This is a genomic window from Streptomyces turgidiscabies Car8 (assembly GCF_000331005.1).
GTDB lineage: Bacteria > Actinomycetota > Actinomycetes > Streptomycetales > Streptomycetaceae > Streptomyces > Streptomyces turgidiscabies.
Genome location: NZ_AEJB01000405.1, coordinates 1 through 22,261, shown reverse-complemented (window position 1 = coordinate 22,261; position 22,261 = coordinate 1). Strand labels below are relative to the sequence as shown.

Below are 22,261 nucleotides of genomic sequence, written 5' to 3'. Positions count from 1 at the left end.
CTTGTCGGGAGACGCCCTCGACCAGGTAGGGGCCGCCGGTGTGGATGCCTTGGGCGGACCAGCCGAAGACGAGGTGTTGTCCGGTGGGGGAGAGGAGGGCTGTGGCTTCGCGGGCGATGTCGCCGCCCACGCCGTCGAAGACGACGGTGGCGGGTTGTCCGCCGAGGTATGCGCGGACCTTGTCCGGCCATGTGGGGTCGGTGTAGTCGACGGCGAGGTCGGCGCCGTTCGCCGTGACGAGGGCCGTCTTGGCCGGGCCGCCGGCGAGGCCGATCACGGTGGCGCCGGTGCGGCGGGCGTACTGGACGAGCAGTGTGCCGAGGCCGCCCGCGGCGGCCGGGACGACGGCCACGGAGTCGGGGCCGAGGTCGGTGAACTGGACTATTCCCATGGCCGTCCGTCCGGTGCCGATCATCGCGACGGCTTGGGCGAAGTCGAGGCCGGCCGGGATCTCGTGCAGGCGTTCGATGTCGGTGACGGCGAGTTCAGCGTATCCGCCGGGCAGGAAGCCGAGGTGGGCCACGACGCGTTTGCCGAGCCACAGGTGTGGGGTGCCCTCGGCTTTCCGCCTGCTCAGGCCTCGGTGTCCTGCGTGGTCGCCTTGGAGAAGGTGAAGGCCGGGAAGTCGTTCGCGACGGCCTCGCGGATCAGCTCCAGGAGCGCCCAGCGCCCTGACGGGTTCAGCAGCTGCTTGACCGGCTTGCCGGGGATGTTGCCCCCGTAGAAGTAGCTGCTCTCCAGGAAGGAGGACATCGTGCTGCTGTTCACGCTGTCCGTCCACTCCTCCTCGGCGGCCTCGGTCACCTCGATGACGTCGTGGCCGTGGTCGCGCGCGTGGACGATGGCGTCGGTGACGATCTCCACCTGGTCACCGGCGTAGCGAGGGTTGTTGCCGGTCGCGCCGTGCGGTCCGCCGGGGAAGAAGAAGTTGGGGAAGCCGGCCGTCGCGACCCCGAGGTAGGTGCGCGGGCCGTCCGACCAGTACTCCTTCAGCGGGAGCCCATGGCGGCCCCGCACGCCGAGCCGGTTGAGGGCACCGGTGCCGAAGTCGTAGCCGGTCGCCCAGATGATGATGTCGAACTCCTCGACACCTTCGGCGGTCTCGATCCCGTCCTCGGTGATGCGGGTGATCGGGGTCTCGTTGATGTCGACGAGGGAGACGTTCGGCTTGTTGTACGTCTCGTAGTAACCGGTCCCGAAGGGAGGTCGCCGGCCGCCGTAGCCGTGGGCCTTGGGGATCAGCTTCTCGGCCGTCTCCGGGTCCTTGACGATGTCGCGGATCTTGCCGGCCATGAACGCGCACCACTCCGCGTTCACGGTCTCGTTCGAGAGCATGTCGTAGTAGTGCTCGGTGAGTTTGGTGAAACCGGGGCCGTTCCACCGCTCCTCGTAGAACGCCTGGCGGTCCTCCGGGCTGTCGTCGAGGCCGGAACGCATGGCGATCTGGTGGAGGAACCCGCTCGGCGAGGCGTTCAGCGTCTCGCGGATGGACTCGAAGTTCGCCTTCAGCTCCGCCTGCTCCTCGGGCGTGATCGGCCCGTTGTTGAGCGGCGTGAGCCAGTCGGCGTCCTTCTGGTAGACCGTCAGCTGTGCCACGTCGTCCGCGATCGCGGAGATGATCTGCACCCCGCTCGACCCGGTGCCGATCTGGGCCACCCGCTTGCCGGTGAAGTCGACGGGGGTCTTCGGCCAGCGGCTGGTGTGGTGCTGCGCGCCCCGGAAGTCGTCGCGGCCCGGGATCGCCGGGATGAACGGCACCGAGAGGTTGCCGGTCGCCGCGACGACGAAGCGGGCCCTGACCTCCGTGCCGTCACTGCCCCGTACGGTCCAGGTCCCGGACGTCTCGTCGAAGACGGCCGAGGTCACCTTGACCCCGAAGGAGATGTCACGCCGCAGGTCGAACCGGTCGACCACATGGTTGAAGTACCGCTCGATCTCCGGCTGGCCCGCGAACTTCTCCGACCACTCCCACTCCTCCCACAGCTCCTTGGAGAAGAGGTAGCCGTAGGTGTAGCTCTCGGAGTCGAAGCGCGCCTCGGGGTAGCGGTTCCAGTACCAGACGCCCCCGACCCCGCTGCCCGCCTCCAGCAGCTTCACCGTGAATCCGGCCTCCCGGGCCCGGTACAGCTGGTAGACGCCGGTGACGCCGGCACCGATGACCAGCACATCGAGCGCGCTGTCCGCGTTTTCCGCGCTGCCCGCGTCGTCGGCCTGGTCGGGCTCGTCCTCGTCGTGTCGCTCATGTGCTCTCCCGCGTGAGCCTTGATTCATATGTCGACGCTCGGTCGAATATTGAGTGAGAGTAGATGAGGGGGCGGGTCCGGGCAATGGATGTGAATCTCGCTGAGGACATTGATTGTACCGACCGTCTGATCTAACTTTCGCTCAAGGACGGGAAACCGCACTGCGGGAGTACAGGACGGGAGCACACGTATGAGCGACAAGGGTGTCGAAGAGACCGCCGATCTGCGGGCCGCCGGCTGGAAGGCCATACGGGCCGCCCTGCCGGGCGTGTTCCCCGAGGGCGACGTCGATCTGCGGGACGGCCGCCTCGGTGAGGACCTCGTCGACATCGGTCTCGTCGGCGTCTGGGGCGGACTCTGGGGGCGTGAGGGACTGGCCCCGCGCGACCGCAGTCTGGTGACGCTGGGCATCCTCATCGCCCTGGGCGCCGAGACCGAGTTGAAGACCCACGTCCGGGTCGCCAGGACGAACGGACTGACCGAGGACGAGATCGCCGAGGTCATCTACCACTCCAGCGGCTACACCGGCTTCCCCCGGGCCGTGGCCGCCCGCACGGCGGCCCGCGAGGCGCTGGAGAGCTGACCGGATCCCCCTGGATCCCGCCGACCGGGCCTGGCCCGTCGTCGGCAATCGCACCACCACTCGATCGAGGAGCACGTATGACACTGCAGGGAAAGGTCGCGGTCGTCACCGGCGGCGCCCGTGGCATCGGCCGGGGCATCGCGACCGTACTCGCGGCCAAGGGGGCGGCGGTCGCCGTCTGGGACCTCAACACCGAGGGTGCCGAGGAGACCGTCGCACTGATCGTGAAGGAGGGCGGCACGGCGATCGCGGTGGGCGGTGACGCGGCCGACGCCGAGGCGGTGGCGGCCTCGGCGGCCCGCACCCGGAATGAGCTCGGGCCGGTCACGATCCTGGTCAACAACGCCGGGACGACCGCCTATGAGCCCTTCACGAGCATCAGTGAGGCGGCCTGGGACCGCATGATCGGGATCAACCTCAAGGGTCCGTTCCTGGTCACCAGGGAACTGGTGCCGGACATGGTAGAGGCGGGCTGGGGCCGGATCGTCAACATCTCCTCGTCGTCCGCGCAGACCGGAGCTCCCTCCATGGCGCACTACGCGGCCTCCAAGGGCGGTGTCATCGGCCTCACCCGGGCGCTGGCGGTCGAGTACATCGAGAAGGGGATCACCGTCAACCACGTCCCGCCCGGCTTCATCGACACCCCCTTGGTGCGCCAGGGTCCCGTCGACGTGGACGCGGTCGCCGCGATGATGCCGATGAAGCGGGCCGGCACTCCTGAGGACATCGCCCACGCCGTGGCCTACCTGGCCTCCGAAGAGGCGAGCTACGTCACGGGTCAGACGCTCAGTGCGAACGGCGGCCGCTATCTGGCGTGAGCGGCCTCCGCGGCGGGCGTCATTGGCGACCGATCCACCGCGCAGGGTTGTTTGTACCGACCGGCAGGTATAACTTTCAGCCAGGCATCGAGCCGCAGCTGCAATGGAGTGCGCATGATCATCGACGACGACGTCAGGAACGGCACCCGGGCGGTGACCGCATGACGGCCCGCGTCCTGGTGGTGGGCGCCTCCGCGGCCGGGTTGTCCACGGTGGAGGCGCTGCGGCGCAAGGGGTACGCCGGTGGCATCACGGTGCTCGGCGACGAGCCGCACGCTCCCTACGACAGGCCGCCCCTGTCCAAGCAGGTCCTCTCAGGCGCCTGGGAACCGGCCCGGGCCGCACTGCGCGCGCAGGATCAACTGGACGCGCTGGACGCCGAGTTCGTGCTCGGTGACCAGGCGGTCCACCTCGATCCGGCGGCACGGACGGTCCGTACGGAGTCCGGACGACAGCTGTCCGGGGACTCGGTCGTGATCGCCACGGGGGTGCGGGCACGGAGGTTTCCCGGGCAGGACGACCTGGCCGGTGCGCATGTGCTGCGCACGCTCGACGACGCGCTGGCGCTGCGCGGCGAGCTGCTGCCGGGCAGACGGCTGGTGGTCGTCGGCGAGGGTGTGCTGGGCTCGGAGATCGCGGCGACCGGGCGGACGCTGGGGCTGGAGGTGACGCTGGCGGGGCCGTTGGCGGCGCCGATGGCGTTGCAGGTGGGGCCGGTCGTGGCGGGGGTGCTGGCCGGGCTGCACACCGAGCGCGGGGTGGCACTGCGGCTGGGTGAGGGTGTCGTCGGGCTGGTCGGCGAGGGCGGTCGGGTCTCCGGGGTGCGACTGGCCTCGGACGAGGTGCTGCCGGCCGATGTGGTGGTCGTCGCCATCGGTGCGGTCCCGGCGACGCGGTGGCTGGCGGACAGCGGGCTGGCCCTCGACAACGGCGTGGTCTGCGACGCGCGGTGCCGGGCGGCCGAGGGGGTCTACGCCGTGGGTGATGTGGCCCGCTGGCATCACGAGGGCCTGGGCCGGCCGATCCGCCTGGAGAACCGGACGAACGCCACGGAGCAGGCGATGGCGGTCGCCGGGGTGATCCTCGGCGAGGACCGGCCGTACACGCCGGTGCCCTACTTCTGGACCGACCAGTTCGACGCCAAGCTCCAGGTCCACGGCTTCCTGCCGGTCGATGCCGAAGTGGACGTCGTGGAGGGCGACTTGGCGGCCCGCCGCTTCGTCGCCCGCTTCCGCAGCGAAGGCAGGGTCACCGGTGTTCTCGGCTGGAACATGCCCAAGCAGGCCCGGCTGCGCCGCCAGGAGGTCGTCGACGCGCTCCACGTGCGGGCCCCGGATCCGGCCCCCGTCAGCTGACGATCACCCACCGCGCGCCCTCACCACCCTGGGCGCCCACGACCACACGCCTCCCACCACGTGCCCCCGCCGCACGATCACTTACGGAACGACCAGGAGAGAGCCCATGAGGGTTGTCGTCGACGAGGAAAAGTGTGTCGCCGCCGGGCAGTGCGTGTCCGCCGCCATGGACGTGTTCGACCAGCGGGACGAGGACGGCATCGTCGTCGTCCTGAACGAGAACCCGCCCGCCGAGCTGGCCGAGGACGTGCGCAACGCCGCCGCGATCTGCCCGGCGCTGGCCATCCGTATCGAGGAATAGACCGAGCGGGAACCCAGGGACAGCGCCCCGGGTTCCGCGCGCGCAGCCCCCACCCACCTGAGGAGAATCCATGGCTGAGGCAGAGACCCGGCTCACCCCCGACGAGCAGGTGTACTTCTATCAGGACGACCGGGACGCGAAGTGCCCCTTCGCACCGCCTCCCGGTCTGCGCGCCCTGCACGACAAGTCCCCGATCTCCCGGGCCCGGATCTGGGACGGCAGCACCCCCTGGCTGGTCACCGGCCATGCCGCGCAGCGGGCGATCCTGTCCGATCCCCGGGTCAGCTCGAACGACAAGCAGGCCGGGTTCCCCTACCCGAACCGGCCCATGGCGGAGACCGCACACCAGCACCCGCTCACGATCTTCAACGCCGACGGCGCCGACCACACGCGTATCCGCCGCATGATGACGCGCCCGTTCACGCGCCCCCGGATGGAGGCGCTGCGGCCGAGGATCCAGGAGTTCACCGACGAACTGATCGACAAGATGCTCGCGGGCCCGAAACCGGCGAACCTGGTGACCGCGCTGTCGCTGCCGCTGCCCTCGCTGATGATCTGCGCGCTGCTCGGTGTGCCGTACGAGGACCACGACTTCTTCCAGGAGCACGCCTCCTGGGCCACCAGGAGCGACAAGACGACCGAGCAGCAGGAGTCGGCGAACAGGGCGCTGGGCGGGTATCTCGCCGGTGTGCTCCAGAAGAAGATGGAGGAGCCGACCGAGGACGTCCTCTCGGACTTCGCCGCGCGGATCAAGGACGGCGACCTCACCCTTCCCGAGGCCGTACTGCTGTCCATGATCCTGCTGATCGCCGGGCACGAGACCAGCGCGAGCATGATCACACTGGGTACCGCCCTGCTGCTGGAGAACCCCGCCCAGCTGGCGGAGCTGCGCGAGATCGACGACACGAAGGCCGTCGCGAACGCGGTCGAGGAGATCCTGCGCTATCTGAGCGTTCCGCAGCTCGGCCAGCGCCGGATCGCCGCCGAGGACTTCGAGTTCGAGGGCGTCCAGATCAAGGCGGGAGACGGCATCGTCGTTCCGCTGCCGGCCGGGAACTGGGACCCGGAGGCCTTCCCCGAGCCGGAGAAGCTCGACCTCACGCGCAAGGCGAGCCATCATGTCGCCTTCGGCTGGGGCATCCACCAGTGCCTCGGCCAGCAACTCGCCCGGATCGAGCTGCAGGTGGTCTACGGCACGCTCTTCCGCCGGGTGCCGACCCTGCGTCTCGCCGTCGACCGTGACGAGCTCGACTTCCGTCCGGCCGACGCGCTCGCCTTCGGCATCAGCGAGCTGCCGGTCACCTGGTAGGACCCGTGGCTGTACCCGGCCCGGCGACCGTCCCACAACCCCAGCGCAACAGGAGTCACCCATGAGCGAGTTCAGCTTCGAAGGACGCGTCGCCGTCGTCACCGGCGCGGGTCGCGGCCTCGGCCGGGCCTACGCCCGGCTGCTGGCGGAACGGGGCGCGAAGGTCGTCGTCAACGACCTCGGCGGGTCGATGGAGGGCGACGGCGCGGACATCGGCCCCGCGCGGAGGGTCGCCGAGGAGATCACCGCCGCGGGCGGCACTGCCGTCGCCGACACGAACGACGTGTCCACGCCGGCCGGCGCCCAGGCGATCATCGATCACGCCATCGAGGACTTCGGCCGTATCGACGTCCTCGTCAACAACGCGGGGATCATCCGCTACGCCGGGCTGCCCGAGATCGAGGCGGAGAACCTGGAGCGTCACCTCGCCGTCCACCTCGTCGGCTCGTTCAACACGCTGCGGGCCGCGTGGCCGCACTTCGTCGAGCAGGGGTACGGCCGGGTCGTACTGACCACCTCCAGCGGCATGTTCGGGCTCGACAACAACCTGTCGTACGCCGCCGCCAAGGCGGGCACGGTCGGCCTGGCCCGCAGCGCCCGTCTGGCCGGCGAGCCGCACGGCATCAAGGTCAACCTGATCGCACCGGCGGCGATGACCCGCATGGGCGGGGGCGAACAGCCGGACGACGCGCAGCCCGTCCCCGGTATGCCGCACATGCCGTCGGCCGCGGTGGCGCCGATGGTGGCGTACCTCGCGCACGAGACCTGCCCGGTCAACGGGGAGATCTACACGGCCGGCGCCGGCCGATTCGCCCGTCTCTTCATCGCCTCTACCGAGGGCTACGTCCACCCGGAGGGTCCGGCGACCGTCGAGGACGTCGCGGCGAACTGGGACGCCATCAACGACGAGAAGGGCTACTACGTACCGTCCGACCTGATGACGTGGTCCGGTTCGTTCCTCAAGCACCAGTTCGGCTGACCGTGAGGGTCCCGCCGTCGAAGGCTCCGAGGGCCGGGTGTTCGACCAGCGGCACGGGCCGCCACTAGGGTCGACCGGTATGACCGTCGTTCGTTCCCTCGCTCTGTTCGCCGTGGCCGCCCTGTTCGAGATCGGCGGAGCCTGGCTGGTCTGGCAGGGCATCCGGGAGCACAGGGGCCGGGTCTGGATCGGCGCGGGCGTCATCGCGCTGGGCCTGTACGGGGTGGTGGCCACCTTCCAGTCCGACGACAACTTCGGGCGCGTCCTCGCCGCGTACGGCGGGATCTTCGTCGCCGGGTCGATCGCCTGGGGCATGGTTGCCGACGGCTACCGCCCCGACCGCTTCGATGTCATCGGCGCCCTGGTCTGCCTCGCCGGCATGGCCGTCATCATGTATGCCCCACGCGGTCACTGACCCTCCCTGACGCACGCACCGAGCTTGTTCCTTCATGGTCTGAGCCGGTCCAGTTCGGTGGTTCGTCCCCACGCGCGGTCAGGCAGTCGAACAAGCCCTCCCGGAAGCCTGACGGGAACTGATGCCTCAGCCGGCGAGCAGGGCCCGCATCCACAGGTCTTCGCGTTGCTCGATGTACTCGGCGTCGTTTCGCCAGGCGTCGCCGTGGCCTTCCGCCCACAGCCTTGCCCAGGGCTGGGTTCCCTGGGCTGCCTGGTCGCGCAGGAAGTCTTGCATGGAACGCGTACGGCGTCCCAGCAGCGGGACCAGCTGACGGCGTTCTGCCTCAGCCAGACCGTAGGCGTCGGCGAAGACTCGCAGTCGGTCCGCCGCGTCCGGGCTCTGCCAGTCCGGATGCGCGGACAACGGGATGAACCCGTGGACGGCGTATGCGACGTCCCACAGGCGCGAGCCGGGACCCGCGCCGTCCCAGTCGATGAAGGCCCACCGTGTCTCGTCTGCGACGACGAGGTTCCAGGGGGCCAGGTCGTTGTGGGCGATGATGTCACTGCCCTCAGCGGGGATCAGCGTCTGCCACCGCGCGTCGGAGGGTGGTGTGAAGTCCTGCACGGCGTCGTGGAAGTCCCGGATCAGCCGTGCCACGCGACCCAGTTGCCGAGCCGGTTCCATCAGCGGGAACCGGTCGGGCCAGACCACGTCTCCCGGCATGAACGTCAGGACCTCGCGCCCCTGATCGTCAATGCCGAGCGGACGAGGCGCCGCGCCGAATCCCACGTCGTGCAGGTGGCCGAGCAGGGCGTGCACAGCGGGCGTCCAGGGTCCGGCCGGACGGCGAACGGTGTCTCCGACGCGAACGACCCCATCACTGACGTTGCCACCGGACAAAGGCTGTTCCTCATCGTGCCGCATCGAACCAGTGTGTCGGATCCGTTCGTCATGATCACCCCATTAAAAGGAGCGTCAGACCAGGGACGGAGGCCGAAGAGCAAGCTCAGCCTTCCTGAGCTTGCTCCGGCGTCGACGTCACCTTCGGCCCCGCGGCCCTCTCGGCGGTGGCCGGGGCTCGGGACCGGCGTGGTCGCAGCGGTCATGGGCGTCGCCGGGGGAGCGCTGCTGATCCCCACGATCGTGCTGCTGTACGACGTCGACATCGAGACCGCGGGGGAGCCTGCCGCTGCTGGTGTCACTGCCGACACGCTCGTCGCCTTCGCCCGCTACAGCCGTGAGGGCAGTTTCGCCGCTCTGCGGGCCGACATCCCCTTCGCCCTTGTCCTCGCGGCGGGCTCCGTCGCCGGGTCACTGCTCGGAGGGCCTCTCCTCGGCAGGGTGCCCGACCTCGTGCTCATCCCCGCCCTCGCGCGATCCTGCTGGTCCCGGCGGTCAGGACCGCTCGCCACGCCGTCCGCGCCCGGCGCACGCCCTGAGCCCGCCCGCGCCGACTCGGACGGGTCGGCGCGGGCGGGGATTTCAGCCGAAGCCGAGTGGTCAGACAGCCGCCCGGCCCGTCCGGACCTCGTCGAGGCGCTTGCTTCTGGGGATCAGGGAGACGAGCAGTGTGCCCACGGCGCAACAGCCGACGACCAGCCAGAGCCCGTTGGTGAAGCCGGCGTCGAGGTAGAACTGGGTGCCCTGCATGATCGCGCCGTGCTGGGCCATCACGACGAAGGCCAGCTGGGACACGATGATCTGCGCGACGCCCTGACCGAGGGTCTGCGCGCCGTTGGCCAGCGCCTGCTCCTCGGGGGTGACCACCTCGATGATCATGATGGGTGCGATGGCCATGACCATTCCGGTGCCCAGCCCCGCGATCAGGCCCATGCCCACGATCTGCGGCGCGCTGTGGTGCAGTTGGGTGCCGATGCCGTAGCCGAGGACGGTGAGCGCGGAGCCGGCGCCCAGGAGGATCCGGGCGTCGATCCGGCGGGCCAGGAAGCCGGTGCCGACGGCCGCCACGATGATCATCGCGCTGATGGGGCTGGTGACGATGGCGTTGTGGGTGCCCGACCAGCCCAGGCCTTCGGAGACGTTCGGGATGTCCGGCATCAGTATCAGCAGCTGCACCACGACGCCGACGGCGCTGAGCGAGCCCGCCGCCACGGAGGTGGCCAGCAGGACGGTCCACACCGAGCGGCGCCAGGTCATCGCAGGCGGGAACAGCGGTTCGGCGACCCGGCGCTCGACGAGGACGAAGGCGATCAGCGCGATCGCCGCCCCGACGACCCAGACGGCGAACTCACCGCTGCCCCAGCCCCAGTGCGAGCCCCGGCCGACGGCGTAGACCAGCGCCGTGATCCCGCCGCCGAGGAGGATGCCGCCGACCCAGTCCATCCGGCCGCCCGCCGCGCGGACCGGGCTCTCGGGCACGAAGGCCGCCACCAGGACGAAGCTCACCGCGGTGCTGATCGCCATGAACCACAGGACGCCGCGGAAGCCGTGGTCGTCGAGGAGCCAGCCGGACAGGAACGGTCCGCCGAAGGCGACGAGGCCGATGCCTCCGGCGAGGATGCCGCTGGCGATGCCGACCCAGCGGCGCGGGAACACGCCGCGGGTGATCGCGTAGGCCAGCGGGGCGGTGGCCGCGTAGACGCCCGCGATGCCGCGCCCGATGAGCAGGGTGCGGTAGTCCGTCGCGACGGCGGCGATCAGGTCGCCGACGAAGCCCAGCCCGGTGGCGACGAGCAGCACCTTCCTCTTGCCGAAGAGAGCCGCGGCCTTGACCGCGAAGGGCAGGAAGAAGGTCCCCGTCAGAAGGGTCATCAGGGTGAACCAGGCGATCTCGGTCGTCCGGAAGTGGATCGCGACCTCGGCCTGCGCGATGCCGGACAGCGCGGCCATCAGCGCGACCAGTTGGACGGTCCACACGAGCGCGACGACAACGAGCACGCTGCGCCTGGTGGAGATCGGTCTTTCGTGTTCCTGCGGGACAGCGGTCTGCGTCTGGGACATGGGCGGCCTTCCAAGGGTGAGCGGAGGCGGGGAAGGGGAGATGCGGCGCGTGCCCGATTGCGGCTCCGGTGCGCCTGCCGCGTAAAGTAGACCTAACGGTCGGTACAATCAATAAGCTGCGCGTAAAGGCGCCCGACGGCCGATTTCCGTCCCGCTCACCGAGACACCGGCGCCCTGAAGGGGCGCGGGGAACCGCGCGACCAGCCCCCACGGGCCGTGAGCCGAACGACCCTCCTGACAAATTCCCTGCAGGGGGCACGAGGAACTGCGCGACGACTCCATCAACCCGGGACGAACCACCCCGCCGATCCAGCGGAGCGTTACGCTCGGCACCGTGCTCCGCATCTCTGACGCCCGAACCGGCGAGACCGTCGTCGCCGCCCCGGCCCGCCGGGCCCTGACCCGTGTCGAGGCGCGTACGCCGGGCTTCGGCACCACGGCCCTGCGCGTGCTTCTGGTCGCCGACGTCCTCGCCCGCGCCCTGGAACTCGGCGGCACCCCCGTGTGGCCCGTGCTGGCCGGCGCCGAACGGGTGGCCGAACTCCGGGCGGGTGCCGCGGCTCTCGGCATCAGGCCCTTCGAGGACCGGAGTGATGCCGGACCGGAGCCTGCTCGGTCCCAGGTGATCCATGTGGTGAGCCGGGGCGACCGGGCGGCGGACGGCATCCGGCTCGACGTCGCTCCCGCCGGCTCCACGACCGACTCGGGAGACACCGTCCCCGGAGATGCCGATCCCGGAGACATCGACCCCGCCACCCTCCGCCTGGCCCTGCTCACCCGCCCTCGCTCCGAGCCCGTCGATCTGACCCCGGCCGCCCTGGCCGACGCGGGGAGCACGCTCGCGCACTGGCGCCGGTCGGTCGCCGGCTGGGCGCGGCAGCCGTCCCGGCCGGTCCCCGAGGAGGTACGCCAGGAGTTGCGCGCCGCCTGGGAGGACGACCTGGACACGCCCGCCGTACTGGACGTCCTGCGCCGCGTCGAGACCCTCGACGGGCTGCCGGACGGGGCCCGCTTCGAGACGTACGCCTACGCCGACCGCATCCTCGGCCTCGAACTCACCCGCGAGATCGGGTCGTTGACGTGAACGCCCGCCACGGCGCGGGCCCGCTGCGTCGGCTGGTCGTCCTGCGGCACGCGAAGTCGGCCTGGCCCCTCGGCGTCGACGACCATGACCGCCCCCTCGGGCCGCGCGGTCTGCGGGACGCCCCGGCCGTCGGACGCGCACTGGCCGAAGCCGACTGCCTGCCCGACCTCGTCCTGTGCTCCACAGCCGAACGGGCTCGCCGTACCTGGGAGTTGGCGTCGGCCGAGTGGGGTACCCCGCCCAGGGTCCGGTACGAGCCGAGGCTGTACGGGGCAGACGTACCCGAGTTGCTGGCCGTCGTCGGTGAAGTCCCCGCCGGGGTCGGGACGTTGCTGCTGGTCGGGCACAATCCCGGCCTGGAGGAACTGGTGCTGGAACTGGCCGGGGAGGCGCTCGGGGACGCGCTGGACGACGTACGGACGAAGTTCCCGACCTCCGCGATCGCCGTCCTGGCCTGGCACGGCGACAGTTGGCGCGATCTCACGCCCGGCACGGCCCTGCTCACGGGCATGACCGTGCCGCGCGGGACGACACCCCGCTGATTCGAGCAGGTCAGCCCACGTGCACGCGTGGACGCCGGTCCAGGTCCGGTTCGGCGCGGCGCAGGACCTCACGGGTGACCGGGGCGACCTCGCCGTGGCCGAAGATCAGGAAGCGGACCAGATGGCTGAAGGGGTTACCCTCGGTCCAGTTGAAGTAGGCGTGCGGAACCTGGCCGGTGCGGTCGCGCAACTGCATCAGCACCGCCGCGATGGTGTTCGGCACCGTCGCGCCCTCCACCCGCAGCCGACGCGCCCCGTGCTTCTCGTCGCCGCGCACCGCGAGGTCGGCCGTGAAGTCGGACGAGTCCTGCACGAACACCTCGAGGAACAGCACGGGACGGCCGTCCGGGATGTGGGTCTGTTCGCGCTGGCTCTGCTCCTTGGCGCGGTACTCCCGGGTGCTGTGCTCCTGAGGCTCGTTCGCCACCAGGAGGAGCGGGCCGCTGGCCGCCGCCTCGTCGATGATGCGGACTGCGGCCTCGTCGAACGTCACTTCCGCGGCCCGGAGTTCGAAGGCGCGGCGCACCCGTGACGCGAACGACAGGACGAGGATCGCCAGAATGAAGATCATCGCGATCTTGATACCGTCGGGCCGCTCGATCACGTTCGTGACCAGGGTGTACGCGAACACCGCGGTGATCGCGCCGAAGCCGATCGTGGCCGCCCGGTGGCCGCGCTTGTGCACGGCCACCGCCGACGCGAACGCCGCGGACAGCACCAGCACCAGCACACCGGTCGCGTAGGCGCCGCTCTGGTCGTCGACGTTCGCGTTGAACCAGAGCGTGATGAACACGGCCGCCGCCATGAACACCAGCACCAACGGCCGGACGGCGCGCGTCCATTCGGGCGCCATGCCGTAACGGGGCAGATAGCGCGGTACGAGGTTCAGCAGACCGGCGAGTGCGGAGGCGCCCGCGAACCAGAGGATCGCGATGGTCGAGATGTCGTAGACCGTGCCGAACGCCTCGCCCAGGTGCTCGTGCGCGAGATAGGCGAGAGCACGCCCGTTCGCCGGGCCGCCGCTCTCGAAGGCGGACTGCGGGATCAGGATCGTGGTCGCCAGACTGGACAGCAGCAGGAAGCAGCTCATGATCACGGCGGCCGTGGTGAGCAGCCTGCGGGTCTCCCGGATCCGTCCCTCGGGCCGTTCACGGGTGTCCGTCGCGTCGCCCTTGACCTGTGGCATCACCGCAACACCCGTCTCGAAGCCGGACATGCCGAGCGCCAGTTTCGGGAAGACGAGCAGCGCCACACCGATCATCGCGATCGGCGAGGAGTGCTCCGCGGTCATCGCGTCCGTCCAGTCGCCGATCTTCGACGGATGGCTGAACACCTCCCAGGCGGAGACGGCGAGGACGACGACGTTGAGGGTGAGATAGGCGCCCACAAGGGCCACGGCGATGCCCATGGCCTCCTTGAAGCCCTTCAGGAACACCGCGCCGAGGCCGAGGACCAGGACCAGCGTGATCCACACGTTCCCGTCGTGCGTCCAGTGCGGGGCGAAAGGATTCTCCACGACATGCGCGGACGCGTCCGCCGCTGACAGGGTGATCGTGATCATGAAGTCGGTGGCCGCGAAACCGAGCAGCACGAGCACGAAGATCTTCCCCGACCACCAGGGCAGCAGCCGCTCCAGCATGGCGATCGACCCCTCGCCGTGCGGACTCTCCCGCGCGACCCGGCGGTAGACCGGCAGCGCGCCGAGCAGCGTCAACGCGATCAGCACCAGGGTGGCGAGCGGCGAGAGAAGACCGGCCGCGAGTGCGGCGATGCCCGGCTGGTAACCGAGCGTCGAGAAGTAGTCGACGCCGGTCAGGCACATGACCCGCCACCACCGGTGGCCCCGCTGGTCCTCGGCCGGAGTGGCGTGCGGCCCCGGATGCCGGGCCGACTGCTCGCTGAGCCCCTCCAGCAGCCAGGCCCGCCAGCGGGGCGCGGACGGCACGGACACGGAGGACCTCCGGCCCGCGGCCCCGGCTCTGGCCGTGCGATCCATCTCGACGCCGGTCATGCGGTGATCTCCTTGGGGTCTTCTTTGTATGCCGATTACTTCTTTGTTGCTTCTTTACTGCTTCTCTGCGCATACGGCGTGGCCTGCGGCTTTTGGCAACGAGGAGTGAGTATCCACCACGCCTTCCCCCGTAGGGTGGCCGGATGCCGGACGAGTACCGCACAGTCGCCCAGGCGGGCGTGCACGAGACCGAGGTCAACCGCTCCCGCTTCCTGTGCGCCCTCGCCCCGGCGGCCACCGAACAGGAGGCCCAGGAGTTCGTCGCCGCCGTCCGCAAGGAGAACGCCGACGCCACCCACAACTGCTACGCGTACGTCATCGGCGCCGACGCCTCCGTCCAGCGGGCGAGCGACGACGGCGAACCGGGCGGCACCGCAGGCGTTCCCATGCTCCAGATGCTGCTGCGCCGCGACATGCGGTACGTCGTCGCCGTCGTCACCCGCTACTACGGCGGCGTCAAACTGGGCGCGGGAGGCCTGATCCGGGCCTACGGGGGAGCGGTCGGCGAAGCCCTCGACGTGCTCGGCACCCGCACCCGCCGCCGTTTCCGGCTGGCCACGGTGACCGTCGACCACCAGCGGGCCGGAAAGGTCCGACACGACCTGCGGTCCACCGGACGCGAGGTGCGTGACGTGCGCTACGGGGAGGCCGTCACGATCGAGATCGGGCTGCCGGACGACGATGTGGACGCCTTCCGCGCGTGGCTGGCGGACGTGACGGCGGGGACGGCCGGGTTCGAACTCGGTGGAGAGGCCTACGGGGACGCGTGAGCGCCACGACGCCCTCCGGGGCCGCACAACGGGCCGATACGGGAGTAACCACCCGTGATGTCAGACCCGGCTGTTAGTTTCGGGGATCATGAGACTGCTGCACACGTCCGACTGGCATCTCGGCCGCTCCTTCCACCGGGTCAACATGCTCGGGGCGCAGGCCGAGTTCATCGGCCATCTCGTCTCCGTCGCGCGCGAGCGCGAGGTGGACGCGGTGGTCGTGTCGGGTGATGTGTACGACCGGGCGGTGCCCCCGCTGGCCGCGGTCGAGCTCTTCGACGACGCCCTGCACCGGCTTGCCGACCTCGGTGTGCCCACGGTGATGATCTCCGGGAACCACGACTCGGCCCGCCGACTCGGCGTCGGCGCCGGGCTCATCGACCGCGCCGGCATCCACCTGCGCACCGCCCCGTCCGCCGCCGGAACTCCCGTCGTCCTCCGGGACACGTTCGGCGACGTCGCCTTCTACGGACTGCCGTATCTCGAACCGGCGCTGGTGAAGGACGAGTTCGGGGTGGAGAAGGCCGGACACGAGAGCGTCCTCGCCGCCGCCATGGACCGGGTCCGCGCCGACCTCGCCACGCGCGCGGAGGGCACCCGGTCCGTCGTCCTCGCCCATGCCTTCGTCACCGGCGGCGAGGCCAGCGACAGCGAGCGGGACATCACCGTCGGAGGGGTCGCCGCAGTACCCTCCGGGGTCTTCGACGGCGTCGACTATGTGGCGCTGGGCCATCTGCACGGTTGCCAGACCATCACCGGGCGCGTGCGCTACTCGGGCTCCCCGCTGCCGTACTCCTTCTCGGAGGCCGACCACCGCAAGAGCATGTGGCTGATCGACCTGGCGGGCGACGGCTCGCTGACCGCGGAGCGCCTCGACTGCCCGGTGCCGCGCCCGCTCGCCCGAATCCGGGGGGCGCTCGAGGAACTGCTCGCCGACCCGGACCTCGCCCGCCACGAGGACGCGTGGGTCGAGGCGACCCTCACCGACGCGGTGCGCCCGGCGGACCCCATGGCCCGGCTCATGGAACGGTTCCCGCACACCCTCAGCCTCACCTTCGATCCGGAACGCTCACCCGGGGACCCGGACGTGACGTACGCACGGCGCCTGGCGGGGCGCGACGACCAGGAGATCGCGGAGGACTTCGTCCTGCATGTGCGCGGCGCGGGAACCGACGAACACGAACGGGGCGTTTTGCGGGAGGCGTTCGACGCGGTGCGGGCCGACGAGACGGTCCGGGAGGTGGCCCGGTGAGAAGCGCTCACAGGAGTACGGACGGCAGGACTGTGGACACGATGAGCGCGGACGCCATGAGCACGGACACGGAGGGCCCCCGATGAGGCTGCACCGGTTGGACATCACCGCGTTCGGCCCTTTCGGCGGCGTCCAGCGGGTCGACTTCGGCGAGCTGTCCGCCGCCGGGCTCTTCCTCCTGCACGGTCCGACGGGCGCGGGCAAGACCTCGGTCCTGGACGCCGTCTGTTACGCGCTGTACGGCTCGGTGCCCGGCGCCCGCCAGGGCGGCTCGCTGCGCAGCGACCACGCCGAGGCCGGCACCCGCACCGAGGTCACCCTCGAACTCACCGTCGCCGGACGCCGGTTGGAGCTCACCCGCCAGCCGCCCTGGGAGCGCCCCAAGAAGAACGGTCGCTCAGGTACGACGGTCGACAAGGCCCAGAGCTGGCTGCGCGAGTACGACGCCTCGGCCGGTGCCTGGAAGGACCTCAGCCGCTCCCACCAGGAGATCGGCGAGGAGATCACCCAACTGCTCGGAATGAGCCGCGAACAGTTCTGCCAGGTCGTGCTGCTGCCCCAGGGCGACTTCGCCCGCTTCCTGCGCGCCGACGCCGAGGCGCGCGGCAAGCTGCTCGGCCGTCTCTTCGACACCCACCGCTTCGCCGAGGTCGAGAAACGCCTCGCGGACCGCCGGCGCGCCGCCGAGGCCGAAGTGCGGGACGGGGACGCGGAGTTGCTGGCCGACGCCCACCGTATGCACCAGGCCGCCGGGGATGCCATGGAGCTGCCCGGCCTCGCGCCGGGTGAACCGGGGCTGGCCGACGCCATCATGAGCGCGGCCGCCGTCGCCCGTTGCACCGCGCGTGAGCTGCTCACCGTCGCCCACTGCGCCCGCTCCGCCGCCGAGTCCGCGCAGGGCACCGCCGACCGGGCGCTGGCCGACGTACGCGAAGTGGCCCGGCTGCAGAGCCGGTTCGCCGAGGCGCGGGAGCGGGCCGGGAGGCTGGAGGGGCACGCGGACGCCCATCGGGAGGACCGGGCGCGGATGGAGCGCGCCCGCAACGCCGAGGCCGTGGCGCCCGCGTTGGAGCTGCGGGAGGCCGTCGAGAGCGAGCACCGGCGCGCGGCAGACACCCAGACACGCACGCGTGCCCTGCTGCCGGACGGCTTCGCGGACGCCGGCGCCGGAGGACTCGCCGCCGCCGCGCGCCGGACCGCCGAGGAGCTGGGCGGGCTCGAATCCGCCCGCCGCGCCGAACACCGGCTGGGGCGACTCGTCGACGAGCGCGCCGGCCTGGACCGCCAGGAGCGCGCCGACGAGGACGTCCTGCACGACGCCGAGACCTGGCTCGGCGAGTGGGAGACGACAAGGGCCGAACTCCAGACCCGCATCGAGTCGGCCCAGGAGGCCGCCACCAGGGCCGAACAGCTCGCCGTCCAGCGGGAACCCGCCCAGAACCGGCTCCGGGCCGCCCGCCGGCGCGACGCGCTCGCCCACGACACGGACGAGGCGCAGACCGGGGTGCTGGCCTCCCGCGAGCGGGCCACGGAGGCCAGGGCGCACTGGCTCGACCTCAAGGAACAGCGGCTGAACGGCATCGCAGCCGAGCTGGCCGCAGGTCTGAGCGACGGCGAACCCTGCGCCGTCTGCGGAGCCACCGAACACCCCGCGCCCGCACGGAAGATCGCCGGGCACGTCGACCGGGAGGCGGAGGAGCGGGCGCTCGCCGCCTACCAGCGGTCCGACGAGCGGCGCACCGAGGACGAACGCCGGCTGGGCCTCGTACGCGAGGCCCTGGCGGCCGCCACCGCCGAGGCCGGAGACGCGCCCACCGATCAACTCGCCGAACAGGCCGAAGAGTTGGAGCGACGGTACGACGTGGCCAGGCGGAGCGCCTCCGGGCTGCACGCCGCGCACGAGGAACTGCGCCGGGCCGAGCAGGAGCGCGAGCGCCGCAGCGCCGCCCAGCAGGAGGCCGCGCTCAGGGCGGCGTCCAGGGTCGCCCGCCGGGACACGCTCGACGGCGAACGGGCCGCGCTGGAAGAGGAGTTGGCACAGGCCCGGGGTGACGCCGAGAGCGTCGCCGCTCGAGCCGCGCAGCTGGAGCGGCAGACCGCGCTGCTCACCGAGGCGGGCGAGGCCGCGCGCGTCGCCGAAGACACCGCCCAGCGACTCAAGGACGCCGACGCCCGTCTCGCCGACGCCGCCTACCGTGCCGGCTTCGAGACACCGCGCGCGGCGGCGGACGCCCTCCTGGACGACGCGGCGCATCGCGAACTGCAACGCCGCCTCGACGCCTGGCAGTCCGAGGAGGCCGCCGTACGGGCCGCCCTCGCCGAGCCCGACACGATGGCCGCCGCGCAGCAGCCGCCCGCCGACCTCGCGGGCGCGGAACAGGCCGCCTCGGACGCGGCCCGGCGGCTGCGGCAGACCGCCTCCGCGCGCGACGCCGCCGCGAGCCGCTGCACCGAACTCGACCGTCTGTCGGCCCGCTCGGCCACGGCGGTACGCCGGCTCGCGCCGCTGCGGGCCGCCCACGACCGGGTGGCCCGCCTCGCCACCCTCACCGCGGGCACCTCGGCGGACAACGAACGCCGGATGCGGCTCGAGTCGTACGTCCTCGCGGCCCGCCTGGAACAGGTGGCCGCCGCCGCGACGGCACGGCTGCGGCGCATGTCGTCCGGGCGCTACACCCTCGTCCACTCCGACGACCGGGCCGGGCGGGGCCGCAGCGGCCTCGGGCTGCACGTCGTCGACGCCTGGACGGGCCGCGAGCGGGACACGGCGACGCTGTCGGGCGGGGAGACGTTCTTCGCCTCGCTCGCCCTGGCCCTCGGTCTCGCGGACGTCGTCACGGACGAGGCCGGCGGGGTCCGCCTCGACACCCTCTTCATCGACGAGGGCTTCGGTAGCCTCGACGATCAGACGCTGGACGAGGTCCTCGACGTCCTCGACTCGCTGCGTGAGCGAGACCGCAGTGTCGGCATCGTCAGCCATGTGCCGGACCTGCGGCGCCGGATCCACGCCCAACTGGAGGTGGTGAAAGGGAGATCGGGGTCGGTGGTGCGGCAGCGGGGCGGTGCGTGAGGCGTCGCCCGGGCCGATCTGTGGCGCTCAGCCGCTCACTGTCCGACAGGGCGGCGGGGGAGTGGTGAGGAGTAGACGACGCTCGTGGTCACCGAGCCCAGCGCGCCGATCTTGCCCGACACCTCCTCCAGATGGCGCATCGACCGCGCGACGACCTTGATGACGAAGCAGTCGTCGCCCGTGACGTGATGCGTCTCCAGGATCTCCGGCGTCACGGCGACCAGGTCGTGGAACGGCTTGTAGTTGCCGGTCGGGTATCTGAGCCGGACGAAGGCGAGAATCGGCAGGCCGAGCCGCTCCGGGTCGACGACCGCCGCGTACCCCTGGATGACACCGGCCTCCTCCAGTCGCCGCACCCGCTCGGTGACCGCGCTCGGGGACATCGCCACGGCGCGCGCCAGGTCGGCGAAACTGGCGCGGCCGTCCCGCTGGAGGACGTCGAGAATGTGCCAGTCGGTGGCGTCCGGGGAAAACATGCTCATGCCCGAGGAATAGCAGGGAAATCCCCGGCTGATCAAGCGGAAGCCCGTGGATCACACCTTCAGGTGAGGTGATCGTCGGCCGTAGATTTCTGGCCACGGAGTCCTGCACCGGGCTCCCTCTCCCAGGGAAAGGCCCGGCCCATGAGCATCAGCACCCACCTCACCAGCACCCCGCTCACCAACGCCCCTCCAACCAACCCCGTCCTGCGCGTCGCCCCGGCCTCCCCGGCCGACGCCGCCGCCTACTTCGGTGCGAGCCTCGCCTTCCACGCCGACGTGTCCGACGTCGCCGCCGCACTCGCGGCCGACGGCGACCCCGGTTTCGTGGTCGTCGACTCGCGGTCCACCGAGTCCTGGAACCAGGGCCACATCCCGGGCGCCCTCCACCTGCCGACGGCCCTGATCCCCGAGCAGGCCGCCGGGCTGCTCGACCCGTCAGTACCGGTGGTGACGTACTGCTGGGGACCCGGCTGCAACGGGGCGACCCGTGCCGCCCTCGCCCTCGCCCGACTCGGCCACCAGGTGAAGGAGATGCTCGGAGGCTTCGAGTACTGGGTGCGCGAGGGCTTCGCGTTCGAGACGTGGGAGGGACGGGAACGCCGCGCCGCCGACGCGCTGACGGCCCCGGTGGACGCGACGGACTGCGGCTGCTGAAGCAAAGGCGGGCCGCAGCGGTCCCGTCTCCGCCTCGCGTGTGCGTCTCAGTCCCGCACGACTTCGGGCAGCGGACGCAGAAAGGCACGGTCCGCCGAACCGAGCTCCCCTTCCGGGCGGGCAGCGTGAAGGACGACGTCGAGAGCGGCGTCCGGATCACAGGCGTAATGCCCGCTCGCCCAGGCGGCGTTGGCCTCGACGACCGCCCATCGCGAGCCTTCCGTCAGCAGTCCGACGTCCACGACCACGGCACTCGGCAGGTACGAGGGCGCGAGGCGCCCCGCGAAGGCCAGTACCTCCGCGCGCCGAGGGTCCTCGTCGAGCGGTACGACATCCAGCTCGCCATCGGTCAAGTACCGGCTACCGGTGCGGACTTCACCGTCCAGCAGGAACAGCCGGTACTCCACGGCGAACGTCACGATGTCGCTCACCAGCACCGGCGTGCCGTCGTCGACCGCGTCGGGACCCGGCAGCCGGCTCCCGTCCGGATAGACGCGCGCGGGGAAGCTCTTGTCGTTGGGCGGCTTCACGAAGGCGGGGCGCCGCAGCTGCCGGGCCTCGGCGACGGTGCTGAACTCGATCGCCCTGTGCGTGAGTTCGTACGGCAGCCGGGCCAGCCAGTCCGGCGGCGCCTCCAGCAGCCCGAGCCCCAGCCCGGTGGCCACCGCGTCCGCGAACAGCGGCCCGGCGTAAAGCGTCGCGCCCTCGGCCCCTCGCCACTCCTCGGGCACGCGCCACTCGCGCAGGACCTCGGCACGCATACCGCGCCGACGTGCCGCGTCGGCCAGTGCGTGTCCGGTCGCGGTGACGCGTGGGGAGAGAAAGAGAGTTCGGGCGTTCATGGAACCGAGGGTGGCCCACGGGGAGGGTCAGGGGACAGCGAATTTACTCGCGCGTACAGCGTGTAGGTTGCTGCGCATGGCAGTTGAGTGGGTGGAGTCGGGCGGGGGACCGCTCATCGCGGTACCGGAAGCGGTGCTGCCGTTCTGGGCGGGGGCGGACGGCGACGAGTTGTCGACGGACTACGACCGGGCCTGTGAAGTGGACGGCCTCGTCGGCTTCGTGCCCGTCGGTGACACCACCGCACTCGTCCTCGGCGGCGAACCCGCCTCGACCGCGTTCCTGCAGGAGCACGACACCTTCGTACGGTGGTGCGCCGCCGACTCCGAGGACGAGGTGCTGGCCTGCGTCCCGGCCGCGCTCGCCGCGGCGGAGTGGGAGCCGGACAGGGCGTGGGAGACACCGGGAGACGTGCTCCTCTTCGACTCCGCCTGGCCCGGCAAGGAGACCGACCGGACCGACCACCTGCGGGTCGACCTGGCTCCGGGACGGTACGCGGTGCGGGCGGCGTACGTGGAGCCGGGACCGGAGACGTGGGTGGGCCTCGTACAGCTGCGGCGGCTGCCGGACTGACGGGCGAGCGGGGCAGGGACAGGAGTACGGGTGG

Annotated in this window: 20 protein-coding genes and 2 pseudogenes; 15 read left to right on the top strand and 7 right to left on the bottom strand. The window is 71.2% G+C overall.

What is annotated here, in order from left to right; translation table 11 throughout:
- Positions 1–781, bottom strand: a 781-nt coding sequence (locus STRTUCAR8_RS29490; protein WP_422125691.1) for a zinc-binding dehydrogenase, incomplete at its 3' end; no start/stop codon positions are given.
- A gap of 737 nt (positions 782–1,518) precedes the next feature.
- Positions 1,519–2,271: pseudogene (locus STRTUCAR8_RS55850) on the bottom strand (flavin-containing monooxygenase); the annotation flags it as partial.
- 162 nt (positions 2,272–2,433) lie between these two features.
- Between STRTUCAR8_RS55850 and STRTUCAR8_RS29480 the strand changes: the two are divergent.
- The 7 genes from STRTUCAR8_RS29480 (at position 2,434) to STRTUCAR8_RS29450 (ending at position 8,003) form a co-directional block, all read left to right on the top strand.
- Positions 2,434–2,826, top strand: a complete 393-nt coding sequence (locus STRTUCAR8_RS29480) for a carboxymuconolactone decarboxylase family protein (protein ID WP_006379749.1) — start codon at positions 2,434–2,436, stop codon at positions 2,824–2,826.
- 77 nt (positions 2,827–2,903) lie between these two features.
- Entirely contained in the window at positions 2,904–3,644 is a 741-nt protein-coding gene (locus STRTUCAR8_RS29475; RefSeq protein WP_006379760.1) for an SDR family NAD(P)-dependent oxidoreductase, read from the top strand.
- 161 nt (positions 3,645–3,805) lie between these two features.
- Complete coding sequence (locus STRTUCAR8_RS29470) at positions 3,806–4,999, top strand: NAD(P)/FAD-dependent oxidoreductase (RefSeq protein ID WP_006379763.1); 1,194 nt, start codon at positions 3,806–3,808, stop codon at positions 4,997–4,999.
- A 106-nt stretch (positions 5,000–5,105) separates the two neighbouring features.
- Positions 5,106–5,300 carry a ferredoxin gene (locus tag STRTUCAR8_RS29465; RefSeq protein ID WP_006379765.1) on the top strand — a complete coding sequence of 65 codons (195 nt, stop codon included), beginning with the start codon at positions 5,106–5,108 and terminating at the stop codon, positions 5,298–5,300.
- 70 nt (positions 5,301–5,370) lie between these two features.
- The gene (locus tag STRTUCAR8_RS29460) at positions 5,371–6,609 is read left to right on the top strand and encodes a cytochrome P450 (protein WP_006379766.1); all 1,239 of its coding nucleotides are present in this window, start codon (positions 5,371–5,373) and stop codon (positions 6,607–6,609) included.
- A gap of 61 nt (positions 6,610–6,670) precedes the next feature.
- The gene (locus tag STRTUCAR8_RS29455; RefSeq protein ID WP_006379751.1) at positions 6,671–7,588 is read left to right on the top strand and encodes an SDR family NAD(P)-dependent oxidoreductase; all 918 of its coding nucleotides are present in this window, start codon (positions 6,671–6,673) and stop codon (positions 7,586–7,588) included.
- 79 nt (positions 7,589–7,667) lie between these two features.
- The gene (locus tag STRTUCAR8_RS29450) at positions 7,668–8,003 is read left to right on the top strand and encodes a YnfA family protein (RefSeq protein ID WP_006379762.1); all 336 of its coding nucleotides are present in this window, start codon (positions 7,668–7,670) and stop codon (positions 8,001–8,003) included.
- A gap of 126 nt (positions 8,004–8,129) precedes the next feature.
- On the opposite strand, the gene STRTUCAR8_RS29445 is transcribed toward STRTUCAR8_RS29450, so the two are convergent.
- Positions 8,130–8,912, bottom strand: a complete 783-nt coding sequence (locus STRTUCAR8_RS29445) for a phosphotransferase enzyme family protein (RefSeq protein WP_044473107.1) — start codon at positions 8,910–8,912, stop codon at positions 8,130–8,132.
- 27 nt (positions 8,913–8,939) lie between these two features.
- Here STRTUCAR8_RS29445 and STRTUCAR8_RS55435 point away from each other — a divergent pair.
- Positions 8,940–9,293: pseudogene (locus STRTUCAR8_RS55435) on the top strand (TSUP family transporter); the annotation flags it as partial.
- Positions 9,294–9,488: 195 nt separating this feature from the next.
- Here the strand turns inward: STRTUCAR8_RS55435 and STRTUCAR8_RS29440 are convergent.
- Positions 9,489–10,949: an MFS transporter gene (locus STRTUCAR8_RS29440; protein ID WP_044473106.1), complete on the bottom strand. Its 1,461-nt coding sequence runs from the start codon at positions 10,947–10,949 to the stop codon at positions 9,489–9,491.
- 334 nt (positions 10,950–11,283) lie between these two features.
- Here STRTUCAR8_RS29440 and STRTUCAR8_RS29435 point away from each other — a divergent pair, with 334 nt between their 5' ends.
- Together STRTUCAR8_RS29435 and STRTUCAR8_RS29430 are read left to right on the top strand one after the other, a co-directional pair.
- Positions 11,284–12,033, top strand: coding sequence for a hypothetical protein (locus tag STRTUCAR8_RS29435; RefSeq protein WP_006379756.1), 750 nt, complete (start codon positions 11,284–11,286; stop codon positions 12,031–12,033).
- On the top strand, positions 12,030–12,575 hold the full coding sequence (locus tag STRTUCAR8_RS29430) for a SixA phosphatase family protein (RefSeq protein ID WP_006379750.1): 546 nt from the start codon (positions 12,030–12,032) through the stop codon (positions 12,573–12,575). Before STRTUCAR8_RS29435 ends, STRTUCAR8_RS29430 begins: the two co-directional genes overlap by 4 nt.
- A gap of 10 nt (positions 12,576–12,585) precedes the next feature.
- On the opposite strand, the gene STRTUCAR8_RS29425 is transcribed toward STRTUCAR8_RS29430, so the two are convergent.
- The gene (locus tag STRTUCAR8_RS29425; RefSeq protein ID WP_006379757.1) at positions 12,586–14,586 is read right to left on the bottom strand and encodes an APC family permease; all 2,001 of its coding nucleotides are present in this window, start codon (positions 14,584–14,586) and stop codon (positions 12,586–12,588) included.
- A 143-nt stretch (positions 14,587–14,729) separates the two neighbouring features.
- On the opposite strand from STRTUCAR8_RS29425, the gene STRTUCAR8_RS29420 reads away from it, so the two are divergent.
- From STRTUCAR8_RS29420 to STRTUCAR8_RS29410, 3 genes are all read left to right on the top strand, one after another.
- Positions 14,730–15,356 (top strand): YigZ family protein, encoded by a 627-nt coding sequence (locus STRTUCAR8_RS29420; protein WP_006379748.1) that lies wholly within the window; start codon positions 14,730–14,732, stop codon positions 15,354–15,356.
- A gap of 88 nt (positions 15,357–15,444) precedes the next feature.
- Positions 15,445–16,608 carry an exonuclease SbcCD subunit D gene (locus STRTUCAR8_RS29415; protein ID WP_006379753.1) on the top strand — a complete coding sequence of 388 codons (1,164 nt, stop codon included), beginning with the start codon at positions 15,445–15,447 and terminating at the stop codon, positions 16,606–16,608.
- An 82-nt stretch (positions 16,609–16,690) separates the two neighbouring features.
- Complete coding sequence (locus STRTUCAR8_RS29410; RefSeq protein ID WP_006379746.1) at positions 16,691–19,678, top strand: AAA family ATPase; 2,988 nt, start codon at positions 16,691–16,693, stop codon at positions 19,676–19,678.
- Between the two features lie 35 nt (positions 19,679–19,713).
- On the opposite strand, the gene STRTUCAR8_RS29405 is transcribed toward STRTUCAR8_RS29410, so the two are convergent.
- Positions 19,714–20,160, bottom strand: a complete 447-nt coding sequence (locus STRTUCAR8_RS29405; protein WP_044473105.1) for an Lrp/AsnC family transcriptional regulator — start codon at positions 20,158–20,160, stop codon at positions 19,714–19,716.
- A gap of 141 nt (positions 20,161–20,301) precedes the next feature.
- On the opposite strand from STRTUCAR8_RS29405, the gene STRTUCAR8_RS29400 reads away from it, so the two are divergent.
- The gene (locus STRTUCAR8_RS29400) at positions 20,302–20,814 is read left to right on the top strand and encodes a rhodanese-like domain-containing protein (protein ID WP_006379759.1); all 513 of its coding nucleotides are present in this window, start codon (positions 20,302–20,304) and stop codon (positions 20,812–20,814) included.
- 47 nt (positions 20,815–20,861) lie between these two features.
- Here the strand turns inward: STRTUCAR8_RS29400 and STRTUCAR8_RS29395 are convergent, their stop codons facing one another.
- Complete coding sequence (locus STRTUCAR8_RS29395; RefSeq protein WP_006379761.1) at positions 20,862–21,656, bottom strand: ATP-grasp domain-containing protein; 795 nt, start codon at positions 21,654–21,656, stop codon at positions 20,862–20,864.
- 76 nt (positions 21,657–21,732) lie between these two features.
- On the opposite strand from STRTUCAR8_RS29395, the gene STRTUCAR8_RS29390 reads away from it, so the two are divergent.
- On the top strand, positions 21,733–22,227 hold the full coding sequence (locus tag STRTUCAR8_RS29390; protein WP_006379755.1) for an immunity 21 family protein: 495 nt from the start codon (positions 21,733–21,735) through the stop codon (positions 22,225–22,227).
- Positions 22,228–22,261 lie beyond the last annotated feature (34 nt).

What these genes read in the sequence shown, in the direction of transcription:
- STRTUCAR8_RS29450 (WP_006379762.1), top strand. Translation starts at nt 7,668, where the DNA reads ATGACCGTCGTTCGTTCCCTCGCTCTGTTCGCCGTGGCCGCCCTGTTC.
- STRTUCAR8_RS29395 (WP_006379761.1), bottom strand. Translation starts at nt 21,656, where the DNA reads ATGAACGCCCGAACTCTCTTTCTCTCCCCACGCGTCACCGCGACCGGA.
- STRTUCAR8_RS29415 (WP_006379753.1), top strand. Translation starts at nt 15,445, where the DNA reads ATGAGACTGCTGCACACGTCCGACTGGCATCTCGGCCGCTCCTTCCAC.
- STRTUCAR8_RS29465 (WP_006379765.1), top strand. Translation starts at nt 5,106, where the DNA reads ATGAGGGTTGTCGTCGACGAGGAAAAGTGTGTCGCCGCCGGGCAGTGC.
- STRTUCAR8_RS29390 (WP_006379755.1), top strand. Translation starts at nt 21,733, where the DNA reads ATGGCAGTTGAGTGGGTGGAGTCGGGCGGGGGACCGCTCATCGCGGTA.
- STRTUCAR8_RS29470 (WP_006379763.1), top strand. Translation starts at nt 3,806, where the DNA reads ATGACGGCCCGCGTCCTGGTGGTGGGCGCCTCCGCGGCCGGGTTGTCC.
- STRTUCAR8_RS29480 (WP_006379749.1), top strand. Translation starts at nt 2,434, where the DNA reads ATGAGCGACAAGGGTGTCGAAGAGACCGCCGATCTGCGGGCCGCCGGC.
- STRTUCAR8_RS29405 (WP_044473105.1), bottom strand. Translation starts at nt 20,160, where the DNA reads ATGAGCATGTTTTCCCCGGACGCCACCGACTGGCACATTCTCGACGTC.
- STRTUCAR8_RS29455 (WP_006379751.1), top strand. Translation starts at nt 6,671, where the DNA reads ATGAGCGAGTTCAGCTTCGAAGGACGCGTCGCCGTCGTCACCGGCGCG.
- STRTUCAR8_RS29420 (WP_006379748.1), top strand. Translation starts at nt 14,730, where the DNA reads ATGCCGGACGAGTACCGCACAGTCGCCCAGGCGGGCGTGCACGAGACC.
- STRTUCAR8_RS29410 (WP_006379746.1), top strand. Translation starts at nt 16,691, where the DNA reads ATGAGGCTGCACCGGTTGGACATCACCGCGTTCGGCCCTTTCGGCGGC.
- STRTUCAR8_RS29460 (WP_006379766.1), top strand. Translation starts at nt 5,371, where the DNA reads ATGGCTGAGGCAGAGACCCGGCTCACCCCCGACGAGCAGGTGTACTTC.
- STRTUCAR8_RS29475 (WP_006379760.1), top strand. Translation starts at nt 2,904, where the DNA reads ATGACACTGCAGGGAAAGGTCGCGGTCGTCACCGGCGGCGCCCGTGGC.
- STRTUCAR8_RS29425 (WP_006379757.1), bottom strand. Translation starts at nt 14,586, where the DNA reads ATGACCGGCGTCGAGATGGATCGCACGGCCAGAGCCGGGGCCGCGGGC.
- STRTUCAR8_RS29440 (WP_044473106.1), bottom strand. Translation starts at nt 10,949, where the DNA reads ATGTCCCAGACGCAGACCGCTGTCCCGCAGGAACACGAAAGACCGATC.
- STRTUCAR8_RS29400 (WP_006379759.1), top strand. Translation starts at nt 20,302, where the DNA reads ATGAGCATCAGCACCCACCTCACCAGCACCCCGCTCACCAACGCCCCT.
- STRTUCAR8_RS29445 (WP_044473107.1), bottom strand. Translation starts at nt 8,912, where the DNA reads ATGCGGCACGATGAGGAACAGCCTTTGTCCGGTGGCAACGTCAGTGAT.